This window comes from Azospirillum sp. TSO5, from assembly GCF_003116065.1.
Classification (GTDB): Bacteria; Pseudomonadota; Alphaproteobacteria; order Azospirillales; family Azospirillaceae; genus Azospirillum.
On sequence record NZ_LGQY01000087.1, the window covers coordinates 1 to 12792 of the forward strand.

Consider the following 12792-nt stretch of genomic DNA (forward strand, 5'->3'; position numbering starts at 1 on the left):
CCGCCCGCCCGCCCGACAGGCGACCCCGCCGGTGCCGAAGCCCAAGCCGGTCCGGAAGGCTCCCGACGCCGCCACGCTGGCGCCGGCCCTGCCGATGCCGATGCCGGGCCCGCCGGTAACCGCCGGGGAGCTGACCGCCGACAAGCTGAGCGCCGATCAGGCCACCACCCATCTGGCGGCCATCGGATCCGACAATGCCGCCCAGGCGGCAATGCAGCCCAATGCCGCCCAGGCGGCGATGCCTTCCATGGGCGGCACGCCCACCCAACCCGCAACCACCAACGCCGACCCCGACAGTCTTGTCGGGCTGGACGAAGTCCAGACTCTCAAACTCCTGGGGTCCCCTGTTGCACGGGAAGAGGCGCCTCCCGCCAAGATCTGGCGGTATGCCAAGGGCGATTGCACCCTCAAGGTGTTCTTCTTCATGGATATGACCTCGTCCCAGGACTTCCGCGCCCTCTCTTACGATATGAAGAGCAGCCAAAATGTCCCTGACGCCGACCACCGATGCTTCGCCCAACTCCTCGCTCAAGCTGACCCAGGGCGCCCTGTCCGCGCCGGGGTTCAGTAAGGCGGAGTCGAACAAGGGAATGTCAGCAATGACCGATCCGACCATTGCCCGCATCGCTCTGGTGGACGACGACGACCTGTTCCGTGAGTCGCTCAGCCTCAACCTCGGCGACGAGGGGTACGAGGTCATCACCTTCGACCGCGGCGAACCGGCGCTCGACTTCTTCGCCGAAGGCGGGTCGGTCGACATCGTCCTCTTGGACTGGCGCATGCCCAAGCTGGACGGCATCGACGTCCTGCGCCAGATGCGCGCCCGCGGCATCGCCACGCCGGTCATCTTCCTGACCGTGCTGTCCGACCAGATTTACGAAGAGGCCGCCCTGGCCGGCGGCGCGCTGGACTTCGTCGAGAAGTCGCGCAGCCTGTCGATCCTGCTGAAGCGCATGCGCCTGATCCTCGATGGTATCAAGGGCGACAGCGCAAAGGGCGCCGAGGATGCGGAGGCCGGCGGCAACGGCACCAGCCACCGCCTGGGCGAGCTGGAACTGCGCCTGGACAACAGCCGAGCCTTCTGGAAGGGCAAGCGCATCGACCTGACGCTGACCGAGTTCAACATCGTCAAGCTGATGTCGACCCGTCCGGAAGAGGACGTGTCCTACCGCGAGATCTATGACCTCGTCCACGGCAAGGGCTTCGTCGCCGGCTATGGCCCGTCGGGCTACCGCGCCAACGTCCGCGCCTTCATCAAGCGCATCCGCCAGAAGTTCCGGTCGGTTGACGCGACCTTCGCCTGCATCGAGAACTATCCGGGCTTCGGCTATCGCTGGGGCAAGGGTGAGAACGCGGCCAACCAGGGCCGCGACGAGGACGGTATGGGCGAGGATATGCTGATCGATGGCGCTGCTGCCGACTGACCTCGCGTTGCGGGCGCCCCGACGGGCGTCCGCTCGCCTGCTCTGGCTCTGGCGCTCGATGGCGAGCCGCCTGCTGCTGCTCACCCTTGTCTTCATCGCAGTGCCGGTCCTGCTCTATGACCAGTTCCAGCGCGCCGACGAGGCGTCGCAGCAGCTTCTGCTGAAAAGCGCCCAGCGCCAGGGCGAGCTGATCGCCCGCGCGCTGGAACCCGAACTGCTGGGCGTCGACCGCACCGCCCTTCCCAGCCTGAGCATCGCGCTCGCCCGCTATGGCGACGACCGCACGCGGCTGAAGCTGCTGGTGCGCCCGCGCGTGACCGCCACCGGTGCCGCCACCACCCCGTCCGGGGCCAAGGCCGGGCCGGAACCCTTCTTCTACGTCGCCGCGGCCCCCAGCCTGTCCACCGCCGACATCGACGCCGAACGGCGCCTGCTGCTCGAACAGGGCGTGCTGGACCGTCTGGGGTCGAGCTGCGCCGGCAACGCGACGCTGGCGATGCGCGTCCCCCATCTGGAAGGCGGGGAGGAGGTGCTGTCCTCCATCACCCCGATCAAGACCAGCTTCGGCTGCTGGGCGCTGGTGACCAGCCACGCGACGGAAGCCTATATCTCCTCCTCCATCGGCCGGCCTTACTGGAGCACGCCGGCGGTCCAGGCCGCCGCCGCGATCTATCTGGCGATGGCCGCCCTGGTGCTGGCGGTGCTGGCCGGCATCTGGCGCAACCTGAACCGCTTCGGCGATCTGGCCCGCCGCATCGTCGGCGGCGACGATACGCCCGAACGCGAGGACCGCGACGCCTCCTTCGCCGCGCGCAACACCGTGCCGGAACTGGCCGGCGTGGCCGAGGATTTCGACCGGCTGGTCGCCACGCTGCGCGACAGCGCCCAATCGCTGCGCCGGGCCGCCGAGGACAACGCCCATGCCTTCAAGACGCCGATCGCCGTGATCCGCCAGTCGGTGGAGCCGCTGCGCCGCGCCATGCCGGCGGAGAACACCCGCAGCCAGCGCGCCCTGGCGATGATCGAGAAGTCGCTGGACAAGCTGGACGGGCTGGTGTCCTTCGCCCGCCGCATGGACGAGGCGGCGGCCGACCTGCTGGCCCCGTCGCGCCGCCGGGTCGATCTGTCGTCGCTGGTGGAACGGATGGCCGGCGGCTATACCGGGCTGCTGGCCGAACGCCGCCTGCACATGCGCTCGCGCATCGATGCCGGGCTGGTGGTGCGGGCCAGCGAGGAGACGCTGGAGACCATCGTCGAGAATCTGGTGGAGAACGCCGTCAGCTTCTCGCCGCCCGAGGGGACGGTCAGCGTCCGCCTGACCCGCAGCGGCTCCCAGGGCGCGATGATGGCCGAGCTGGTCGTGGACGACGAAGGACCGGGTGTCGATCCGGCCAACCTGGACCGCATCTTCGAGCGCTATTTCTCCCACCGCGAACCCGGCCGCGGCATGCCGGAGGACGAGGCGGCGGCGCATCAGGCCGGCGCGGCGCATTTCGGCATCGGGCTGTGGATTGTCCGGCGCAACATCGAGGCCTTCGGCGGCCGTGTCCGCGCCGAGAACCGCCCGACCGGCGGCCTTCGCATGACGGTGGCCCTGCCGCTGGCGGCCTGATCGGCGGCATGCGGGGCGAACGGGGTTCGGATCGGCGGCGCCTTCGCCGCTCCGGCTATGGTCCGGCATGGCCTGATCCCGTTTTTTCCGTTAGGATCGGGGCCGCCAGCCGAACAGCATTCCGAGCCGCCGATGGACCGCAATCTCGATTCCACCGACATCAAGATCCTGCGCGAACTGCAGGATGACGGCCGCCTCAGCAATGTGGAGCTGGCCCGCCGCATCAACCTCAGCCCGGCCGCCTGCCTGGAGCGGGTGAAGCGGCTGCAGGCCGACGGGATCATCCAGCGCTATGTCGCGCTGCTCGACCCGCACCGGCTGGAAGCGGGAATGCTGGTCTTCGTCGAGGTGGTGCTGGACCGCACCACACCCGATAACTTCGACGACTTCAAGGCCACCGTGCTGCGCATGCCGCAGATCATGGAATGCCACATGGTGGCCGGCGGCTTCGACTATCTGGTCAAGGCGCGCGTGCGCGACATGAACGAATACCGCCTGTTCCTGGGCGAACTGCTGTCCACCGCCCGCGGCGTGCGGGAAACCCACACCTACGCCGTGATGGAAGAGGTGAAGAGCGTCACCGCGATTCCGCTGGACGGGCTGTCCAACGGGTCGTTACGCGGCTGAATGGTCAGACAGCAAAGCATTTTCCAAATTGCACAGTAGCTTAGAGCTGGCTGTCCATTCTGGACGCATTTTGCGAAAATTGTGGTGGGCCAATTTTACGCCGACCTTACAGTTCAACGCGGCGTTTGTTCATTTGCCAACATTATGATGCGGCATGCCACTTGCAGCGAAGGGGCAGGCCCGGGAGGCGACCGATACAGTTGCCCGGCGGTTGCGATGCCGTCCGCTTCCCCGGCCACATCCTTCGAGACTTTGGCTGGAGCGGAGCCGCCTCATGCGCGTCAACACACCGATCACCGACCGGGAAGTCCATCTGACCGAGGGGGTTCCCCTGGTGTCCCGCACCGATACCGGCGGGCGCATCACCTTCGTGAACCAGGCCTTCGTCGAGATCAGCGGCTTTGACGAACATGAACTGATCGGCGCGCCCCACAACCTCGTCCGCCACCCCCACATGCCGAAGGAGGCCTTCGCCGACCTGTGGGCGACGGTGAAGAAGGGACGGCCCTGGGAAGGGATGGTGAAGAACCGGACCAGGGGCGGTGATTACTATTGGGTGCGGGCCAACGTCACCCCGGTGGTCGAGAACGGCGCCGTCACCGGCTATATCTCGATCCGCTCCAAGCCTTCGCGCGAGGAAGTCGCGGCGGCCGAGGCGCTTTATGCGGAGATGCGCGACGGCCGCGCCGCGCTGGCGCTGGAGGAAGGCGCCCTGGTGCGGAAGAGCCGCACCGGCCGGGCCGCCGCCTTTGCCTGGACCAGCCTGTCGGGGCGCATGGCCGCGGTGTTCGGGCTGCTGATCCTGGCGGTGCTGCTGGCGGGCTGGCTAGGGCTGCACGGCATGGCGGACTCCAACCAATCGCTGCGAACGGTGTATGAGGACCGCACGGTTCCCGCCTATCAGATCGGCGAGATCCAGAACCTCGCCCGCGACAGCCGGCAGCGCCTGACCGACCTCGCCGCCGACCTGCAGGCGGGAAGCGGCGCTGGCGACCTTGCCGCGGTGGAGAAGGACGTGGCGGACAACGCCGCAGCGATGCGGCGCCTGCTGGCCGACTATCTGGCGACCTATCTGACCCCGGAAGAGGCCGTTCTCGCCGACAGATTCAAGCCGCTGGTCGGGACCTATCTGCAGCGCGGGATCGAACCGGCACTGGCGCTGGCGAAGCGGAAGGATGCGGCCGGCCTGGACGCCCATCTGCGCAGCATCGTCCGCCCGGCCTTCGCCGACCTGCACGGCGTCGCGAACTCCCTGCTTGGGCTTCAGATCAGGGTCGCCCGCGAGGAATTCGAGAAGGCGGACAAGGATTATGCAAGCCGCTTTATCCAACTGGCGGCGGCGCTTGTGCTGAGCGCCCTGCTCGCCGCCCTGTTCGGCTGGGCGATCCTGCGCACGGTGCGCCGTCCGCTGGCGCTGCTGGAACGGACCTTCGAGCGCATCGCCCGCGGCGCCTTGACCGACCCGATGCCGCCCGTCGGCGTGCCGGAATTCCGCCGCGTGGCGTCGGAGCTGAACGCCATGAAGGCGAAGCTGGCCTACGGCATCCATGAAAAGCACGAGACCGAGATGCGCCAGAAGGCGCTGACCCGTCAGGCCCTGCTGGAAACCTGCAAATCGATCGAGAGCGATCTCGACGCCACCTGGATCGGGGTGGAACTGGCCAGCAATCGCGCCGGTGACGGCATCCGGCACCTGATGCAGTCTCTGGGCGTGGTGCGGGAGAACACGGTGGTGGTGTCCGCCGCCTCCGAACAGGCCAGCGCCAACGCCCAGTCGGTTGCCGCCGCGACGGAGGAGCTGAACTCCGCCGGGCACGAGATCGCCCGGCAGGCGGCGCGCTCCAGCGAGGTGGCGCGGCGCGCGGTGGACAGCGCCCGCGGCTCCGCCACCGCCATCGGCCAGATGGAGGTCGCGACGGAGGAGATCGCCAAGGTCGCCAACCTCATCAACTCCATCGCCGGCCAGACCAATCTTCTGGCGCTGAACGCCACCATCGAGGCCGCGCGGGCGGGGGAGGCCGGCAAGGGCTTCGCCGTCGTCGCCAGCGAGGTCAAGACGCTCGCCAACCAGACGGCGAAGGCGACCGAGGACATCGCCCGCCAGATCGAGCAGCTGAAACAGGCGGTCGGCGGCAGCGTCACCGCGATCCAGACCGTCATCTCGGTGATCGAGGAGATCGACGAGGCCGCCGCCGCCACCGCCGCCGCGGTGGAGGAGCAGTCGGCCGCCAACGCCGAGATCGGGCGCAGCGCCACCAATTCGGCCGGCGGCGCCTCCCAGGTGTCGGGCAGCGTGCTGCACATCCGCGACCAGACCGACGAGATCACCGGCATCGCCACCGACGTCAGCCGCCGCATGATCGACACCCAGGGCGCGGTGGCCGACCTGAAGCGCCGGCTGGTCATCGCGCTGCGCCAGTCGGTGGCGGGCGACCGCCGCGTCTCCAACCGCATCCCGTGCGAGGATCCCATCGGCCTGACCGTTGCCGGCGACCGCCGCACCGTCACCATGCTCGACCTGTCGCCGGACGGGCTGCTGGTGGAGAACAAGGGGCTGCCGGAACTGGCCGAGCATATGCGGCTGACCGTGACGCTGCGCGATGTCGGCGACCTGCCGGCCATCGTCGCCGGCATCAGCGATCTTGGCCTGCATCTGGCTTTCGACGAGCTGTCGGACGCGCAATCCGACCGGCTGCGGCGCGCCTACGACGCGATGATCGAGGCGGATTCGGCCATCATCCGCACCGTGCAGGACACTGCGGCGGCCCTGGCCAAGGCGCTGGACGGGGCGCTGTCAAACGGCAGCATCGGCGAGGAGGCGCTGTTCTCGACAGAGCTGTCGACCATCCCCGGCACCGAGCCGGAACAGTGCATCGCCCCCTTCACCGAGCTGATCGACCGGCTGTTCCCGGCGATCCAGGAGCCGGTGCTGGCCTCCAACCCGCGCTTCCAGTTCTGTGCCGCGGTCAACGCCGTCGGCTATCTGCCGACCCACAACGCCCGCTATTCCGAACCGCAGCGGCCGGGCGAAACCGCCTGGAACGCCGCCCATTGCCGCAACCGCCGCGTCTTCGCCGACCGCTCCGGCCTTGCCGCCGCCCGCAACACCCGTCCGTTCCTGCTGCAGGCCTACCGCCGCGACATGGGCGGCGGCCAGATGGTGCGGCTGAAGGAGGTCGATGCGCCGATCGTCGTGCGCGGCCGTCACTGGGGCAACCTGCGGCTGGCCTATATGCCGTAGGCGCCCCGGGGCGCGGGGAGAGCGGCCGGGAGGCCGCATGGCTGCGGGGCTGGGCCGGAATTGCGACATCGGGACGCATTCCGGCCGGAAAGATTGCTTTTGACTAACAGGATTGCATTTCGCACCATCCGCAAGTTGCGGAAATGATTGAAGAATAAGTTATGAATTGAGTGGGGCCATTCCCGCAGGGTCAGGAAACGGCGCGACCGTCACGGAGCGGGGTCTTCCCCTTCGTCCGCCCATCCTGCCGCACCCGCCACCCGCTCCCGATTTGACCGGGCCCGCCCCGGAAGGACACGCGATGCCGATCAGCACCGCCGGCCGTGCCGGCATTCTTCTCGCCCTTGCCTGCGGCCTTCCGCTGCTGGCGTCCTGCCAGACCGCCCGTGGCCCCGTCTATCCCGGCGCTTTCGTGCCGTCGGCCATCTATGCCCAGCAGCGCGGCTGGCTGGTCGAGCGCTACACCCCGACCAATCCCGGCGCCGTGCCCTATTGCGTCGCGTCGAAGCAGTCGCCCGCCCAGGAGCTGGCATTCATCGCCACCCGGAACAACACCGGTCTGTCGATGAACAAGACGGGCGTGCCGGTGATGGCCGGGGCGACCTATCCGATCGAAATCGTGTTCGACAGCGGCAAGATCCATCATGTGCAGGCGAGGCCGGCCGGATTCGGCATGCTGATCGCGCCACTCGGCGGGCCGGACGTCGGGGCGGTGCTGTCCCGCTTCGCCTCGGCGGACACGGTGGCGCTGGGGGTGCCAGGGCTCGGCATCCGCAAGCTGTACGAGCTGGACGGGTCGAGCTGGGCCATCGGCAAGCTGTCCGAGTGCATCGGCGCGCCGTCGCGGCCCAAGCAGGCGCCCAATCATGCGCCCAATCACGGGCCTGGGCCGTCGCAGCCCGCCGCTCCGTCCGCGCCGGGCAAGGCGCCGTCCGCCGGCCCCGCCCCGCAACTGGAGCCCATCGCGCCCGCGACGCCGGCACCCGCCTACAGCCCGGCGCCCGCGCCCGCCCAGTCGGCACCGGCCAGCGGCGGCATCGATCTCGACATGCAGATCGACCAGCCCATCGACCTGGACGAACCGAAGCGCTGATCCGTCCAATCGCCGGACGGCGGCCTTCGGCCCGAACTCGCGGAAATACGCCTGACCCGGACGCCGCCCCTTCGCGGGCGGCGACGGACATGCAGTGGGGATGTCTCGTGAAACAGCTTTTGATTCCGCCCCTGGCGCTCGGCCTGCTGCTCTCGCTCGCCCCAGCGGCGGGTGCGGCGGAAGACGGGCGGCGCCTTGCCTTCTCCGGAGCCTTGAAGGTCGAGGTCTTCGCCGACGGACCATCCTGGTGCGCCGACCGTGCCGCGCTGAAGGTGGTGGCGGAGGACAGGGGGCTGTTCGCGACGGACGGTTTCACATCGCTGGTCCGCCGCATCGGCTCCCTGGTTCTGTCGAAGGAATGCCCGGCCGCCGGCCGCGCCGCGCTCGTCGGGGTGGAGAAGGCCAGCGGCGCCGTCGTCTGGCGGGGGGAGGCCGCCGCGGCCAGCGACTGGACGGTGGTCGCCGCTGCTCCGGCCGCACCCGCGCCGGTGCTTCAACCGGCGCCCCAGCCGGCGCCCGCAGCTGCACCGGCCCCCGTCGCGGCATTCGCTCCGGCTCCCGCGCCGGCTCCGGCCCCCATGCCGCCTCCCCAGCCTGCCATCGAGATCGGCAAGAACTATCCCGGCATGCTGCTGCTTCTGCTGCGCCGGAACGGGGCGCTGGCGGAGGACAACGGAACCCTGGCCTGGTGGGCCGGACACCGGTTCAACCGCGAGTTCCAGCAGGTCCGCTACCAGGAATTCAAGCTCCAGCCCCTGCTGGAACGGGCCAAGGCCGATCTGTTCACCGAAATGAGCCGTGCCGATCCCGACCGGGTGACCATCGTCTATCGCACCGAATTCCAGGCCTACGACTTCGCCACCCAGCGGTTTCCGATCACGCAGACGTTCACCTCGCTGTCGGTGCAGCCCAACTGGTGCTGCACCGACTCCAAGCTGCCGAACAACTTCACCGTCGAGATCGACGGGCTCGACGCGATCACCGGCATTCCGATGGACCGGTCGGCGGCCCAGTCCTTCGCCGAGGGCCGCACCCGCTACGGGTCGGTCGACCGGACGCTGATGATCGGGGCGACGCTGAAGATCGACCCGGCCGGCGTCAAGGTCGACAACTGGCGCGGAGCAAAGGCCAAGGCCAAGCTGGAGAGCGCCGTCATCTATGCCGACCGCGAGGCAACCAGCGTGCTGTACCGCTTCGACGAGCGGGCGCTCGCCGGCCTGTTCGCCGATCGCGACGCCCGCAAGGCCGCCGCCGCCAAGGCGGAGCAGGAACGCCAGCGCGAGCAGGAGCGCCAGCGGATGGCCGCCCAGCGCGAGCAGAACATCAACATACTGGCGTCCCTGCCGGCCGGCGCCCGCCTTGCCAACCTGATGCAGCCCGGCGGCATTGCGTATGGCGCCCGGCTGGATACCCTGCGTGCTGCGCGCACCGACGCCCTGCTGCAGGGCGGGGCGGTTCCCGTCACCATGCTGATCCAGGCCGGATCGGACGGGCGCAGCGCCGTCGCCACCCGCTGGCCCGGCAAGCTGCAGGTCACCGTGCCGGAGGCGGGGCCGGCGCTGAAATCCGACGGCTGGTACGTGGTCCGCGGCGCGCTGTCGGTCGCCGACGGCGACGACGCGCTGCCGCCGGCCAAGCTGGAGGCTGCGGTCGTCCATGCCTGCGGCAAGGCGGAATGCGCCGATGCGGCCGACCCCGTCTTCATCGTCGACCAGAAGCTCGCCGCGGCGGGCCTGTCCAAGGGAACCCCGTGATGAAAGTCAGCAACAAGGTCGCCTCGGCGCTCGTCCTCGGCGCCCTGGTGGTGGCCGGGGGTGGCTGGACCCTGGCGAAGCGGCACGCCACCGCCCAGGCCCGCGATCTGGTCGACGGTTTCCTGATCCGCGAAGGGCTGAACGGGCGGGTCGGCTATGCCGACCTGTCGGCCTCGCCCTTCGGGTCGGTCAGCCTGCAGGGGGTGACGGTCACCCTGTCGCCCGACGCCGTGGTCCGCGCCACCAGCGTGGACGTGTCCGACATCGCCCTGCAGAACGGCGAGATCCGCAAGGCCCGCCTGTCGGCCAGCGGCGCCGACGTGCCCGTCCTGGCGATGGCGCGGGCCGACCGCTACAACCAGGCCCTGCGCGAGATGGTCAGCCTCGGCTACACCAGCCTGCGCGGCGACGTCTCGCTGGCGCTGGATTATGACGACCAGCGGCAGTCGCTGTCCGTGGAGACCAGCGGCACCGTGCGGGATGCCGGCGGCTGGAGCGCGCGGCTGCGGATGGAGGGGATCGACCCGACGATGGTGGCGACCGCCCGCCGGCTGGCGTCCGGCAACTTCAACCCCCTGGAGCTGATGGGCGCCGCCGCGCAGAACATGGACATGCTGTTCCGCGTCGCGCTGGTCGAGGCCGACGTGACGGTCGACAACAGCGGCATCCGGCGCCGCGAGCGCGAGATCGTGGCGACCGATCTTCCGCAGAAGCAGGACCCGTCAGGGCGGCAGGCGGCGCCGCTGGACCCCACCGCGCTTATCCGCGCCGGCATGGCGCCGGAAGCGGCGCGGAATTCGGCCGCCGCCGTGGGTGCCTGGGCAAAGGACGGCGGCAAGCTGCGGGTGGCGACCGGCCTATCCCGACCGATGCCGGTGTTCAAGCGGGGCGCGGGCTTCGCGCCGATCCTGCCTGCCTTCGACAGCCCGGAAGGCTTCCTGGCCGTCACCAAGGCGACGATCAGCAACTGACGGTGATGGTGCTGGCCGGGCGGGATCGCCCGCCCGGTCAGGCGGCCGGCACCAGCACGTCGGCGCAGATCGCCCGCACCACCTCGGCGCGGTCGGCCGCGGCGCCGGGGGCGAGCAGGCCCTGGCCGAAGGCGAAGGCGTAGAACAGGTAGGCGCGGGCGAAGGCTTGGTCGGGGGGCAGGCCCAGCGCCACGAACAGGCCGGCGACGCTGTGCAGGCGCTCGCGGTCGACCTCGGCGATCACGCTTTCCGCTTCCGGCGCGCGCCGGGCCCAGTCGCGCACCGCCAGTTCTATTGCCATGCCGCGCGGCTTGCTGCCGCCATAGAGCGCCAGCAGGTCGCGCAGTTGCTGCGCCGGCTCGCGGCCGTCCAGCCGGGTCTGTTCCTTGATGGCGGCGATGCGGCCCGTCTTCCAGCTGTCGAGCAAGGCGTTCATCAGGTCGGTGCGGTCGCGGAAATGCCAGTAGAAGCTGCCCTTGGTCACCTTCAGGGCCTTGGCCAGCAACTCCACCCGCACCTTGTCGACGCCGCCTTCGGCCAGTGCCGCGAAGGCGGCGGCCAGCCAGGATTCGCGGTTCTTCGTCTTGGATTCCATACCCGTCCTTCGCGCTTTCCGCCGCCCTGGCCCGCTTCCACAACTCCGGTGGCGATCTATACCCGAAAAGAAGGGCCGCTGACTATTCGCCCTGCTGCATCTGGATCGCGTCGGACGCCCGGCCGCGGTAATGGATGTTGCCGTCGGCATCCAGGAAGGCGCGGTCGCCGGTCAGGTAATAGCGCCGGCCGTGGCGGAAGCGCTGGGCGGTGCGCTCCGGGTTGTTGGCGTAGGATTCGAACCAGAACAGCGGGGAATGGTCGACGTCGATGGCGATCTCCCCGGCGCCGCCCACCGGCGCTTCCCGCCCGTCGGGATCGAGGATGACGACGCGGAAGCCCGGCATCGGCCGGCCGAGTGAGCCGCTTGCGGGCTGAACCGCGTCCCCATCCTCCGGCGCGTCGGACTCGTAGCGGCCGATGCCGTCGGGGTCGTAGCGGTTGACGATGAAGATGCCGGTCTCGCGCTGGCCATACTGGTCGAGCAGCGGGACCTTCACCGTCCGGTTGGCCCAGGCGATCAGGTCGGGCGGCAGCGGCTCGCCCACCACCGACAGGATGCGCAGGGCGAACTGGTGCGACACGCCGGGATCGGCGCCGTGCCACGCGCGGATCTGCGACGGCGCGGCGGTGAGGTTGGTGACGCCGAACTTGGTCAGCATGCGGTAGCCCTGCCGCACGTCGTACGGCCCGTCGCAGAAGATCGTCGTCCGCCCCAGCAGCAGCGGCCCGACCAGACCGTAATAGGCGCCATAGGCCCAGCCGGGATCGGCCATGTTCCAATAGATGTCGTCGTCGCGCAGGTCGAGGCCGATGCGCATGTACTGCTCGATCCCCGACAGCGCCTTGACCGGCAGGGACACGCCCAGCGGCGTCGGTTCGGATTCCGACGTGTAGATCAGGGCGAAGGCGTCGCCCTCGCGGTAGCGCGCCACCTCGGCCAGCGGCGCGGCCTCGTGCAGCGACGACCAGAAGGGCACGGCGTCGGGACCGAAGGCCTCGTCGCCCTCCACCGTCACCACCGGGCGGGTGTTGTCGCGCGGCACCTTGCGGCGCAGGAAGCCGTTGGTGACGATGGCTCGCGCATCGCTGTCGGCCAGCCGGTAGGCGACGGCCGACGCGGTGTAGGTGGTGAACAGCGGCATATAGACGCCACCCAGCCGCCAGATCGCCAGCGCGGTGATCAGCAGCTCCGGCCCCTTGGGCAGCAGCACCGCCACCCGGTCGCCCGCGCCGACCCCCATGCCGGCCAGCACGGTGGCGAAGCGCGCCGAATCGCGGGCCAGCCGGGCAAAGCTCAGCTCCGTCGTCTGGCCGGCGACGCTTTCATGCAGCAACGCCGCCCGCGCGCCGTCGGCGGCGCGGACATGGCGGTCGCACAGCAGCGTCGCCAGCGCGATTGACTCGCCGCGGTATTCCGCACGCAGGAAGGCCGAGGGCCGCACCATCAGGGCGGGTGGCGGGGGGGGCGCCGGC

General features: G+C 69.7%; 10 protein-coding genes. 8 read left to right on the forward strand and 2 right to left on the reverse strand.

Annotated features, from left to right (window positions below):
- The 8 genes from TSO5_RS21675 to TSO5_RS21710 all read left to right on the forward strand — a co-directional run.
- The coding region (locus tag TSO5_RS21675; protein ID WP_109153524.1) for a hypothetical protein at positions 1 to 571 on the forward strand (571 nt) is incomplete at its 5' end.
- A gap of 28 nt (positions 572 to 599) precedes the next feature.
- Positions 600 to 1424 carry a response regulator transcription factor gene (locus tag TSO5_RS21680; RefSeq protein ID WP_109153525.1) on the forward strand — a complete coding sequence of 275 codons (825 nt, stop codon included), beginning with the start codon at positions 600 to 602 and terminating at the stop codon, positions 1422 to 1424.
- Positions 1405 to 3036 (forward strand): HAMP domain-containing sensor histidine kinase, encoded by a 1632-nt coding sequence (locus TSO5_RS21685; protein ID WP_109153527.1) that lies wholly within the window; start codon positions 1405 to 1407, stop codon positions 3034 to 3036. Before TSO5_RS21680 ends, TSO5_RS21685 begins: the two co-directional genes overlap by 20 nt.
- 132 nt (positions 3037 to 3168) lie before the next feature.
- Complete coding sequence (locus TSO5_RS21690) at positions 3169 to 3663, forward strand: Lrp/AsnC ligand binding domain-containing protein (protein WP_109075116.1); 495 nt, start codon at positions 3169 to 3171, stop codon at positions 3661 to 3663.
- 274 nt (positions 3664 to 3937) lie between these two features.
- Positions 3938 to 6904, forward strand: a complete 2967-nt coding sequence (locus TSO5_RS33680; RefSeq protein ID WP_109153529.1) for a methyl-accepting chemotaxis protein — start codon at positions 3938 to 3940, stop codon at positions 6902 to 6904.
- 301 nt (positions 6905 to 7205) lie between these two features.
- On the forward strand, positions 7206 to 7997 hold the full coding sequence (locus TSO5_RS21700; protein WP_109153531.1) for a hypothetical protein: 792 nt from the start codon (positions 7206 to 7208) through the stop codon (positions 7995 to 7997).
- Between the two features lie 107 nt (positions 7998 to 8104).
- Positions 8105 to 9751, forward strand: coding sequence for a DUF4852 domain-containing protein (locus TSO5_RS32780; protein ID WP_158282469.1), 1647 nt, complete (start codon positions 8105 to 8107; stop codon positions 9749 to 9751).
- Positions 9751 to 10722, forward strand: coding sequence for a hypothetical protein (locus TSO5_RS21710; protein WP_109153533.1), 972 nt, complete (start codon positions 9751 to 9753; stop codon positions 10720 to 10722). Before TSO5_RS32780 ends, TSO5_RS21710 begins: the two co-directional genes overlap by 1 nt.
- 37 nt (positions 10723 to 10759) lie before the next feature.
- Here the strand turns inward: TSO5_RS21710 and TSO5_RS21715 are convergent, their stop codons facing one another.
- Entirely contained in the window at positions 10760 to 11317 is a 558-nt protein-coding gene (locus TSO5_RS21715; protein WP_109153534.1) for a TetR/AcrR family transcriptional regulator, read from the reverse strand.
- A gap of 82 nt (positions 11318 to 11399) precedes the next feature.
- The coding region (locus tag TSO5_RS21720) for an AMP-binding protein (RefSeq protein WP_109153536.1) at positions 11400 to 12792 on the reverse strand (1393 nt) is incomplete at its 5' end.

What these genes read in the sequence shown, in the direction of transcription:
- TSO5_RS21680 (WP_109153525.1), top strand. Translation starts at nt 600, where the DNA reads ATGACCGATCCGACCATTGCCCGCATCGCTCTGGTGGACGACGACGAC.
- TSO5_RS21685 (WP_109153527.1), top strand. Translation starts at nt 1,405, where the DNA reads ATGGCGCTGCTGCCGACTGACCTCGCGTTGCGGGCGCCCCGACGGGCG.
- TSO5_RS21715 (WP_109153534.1), bottom strand. Translation starts at nt 11,317, where the DNA reads ATGGAATCCAAGACGAAGAACCGCGAATCCTGGCTGGCCGCCGCCTTC.
- TSO5_RS21710 (WP_109153533.1), top strand. Translation starts at nt 9,751, where the DNA reads ATGAAAGTCAGCAACAAGGTCGCCTCGGCGCTCGTCCTCGGCGCCCTG.
- TSO5_RS21700 (WP_109153531.1), top strand. Translation starts at nt 7,206, where the DNA reads ATGCCGATCAGCACCGCCGGCCGTGCCGGCATTCTTCTCGCCCTTGCC.
- TSO5_RS21690 (WP_109075116.1), top strand. Translation starts at nt 3,169, where the DNA reads ATGGACCGCAATCTCGATTCCACCGACATCAAGATCCTGCGCGAACTG.
- TSO5_RS33680 (WP_109153529.1), top strand. Translation starts at nt 3,938, where the DNA reads ATGCGCGTCAACACACCGATCACCGACCGGGAAGTCCATCTGACCGAG.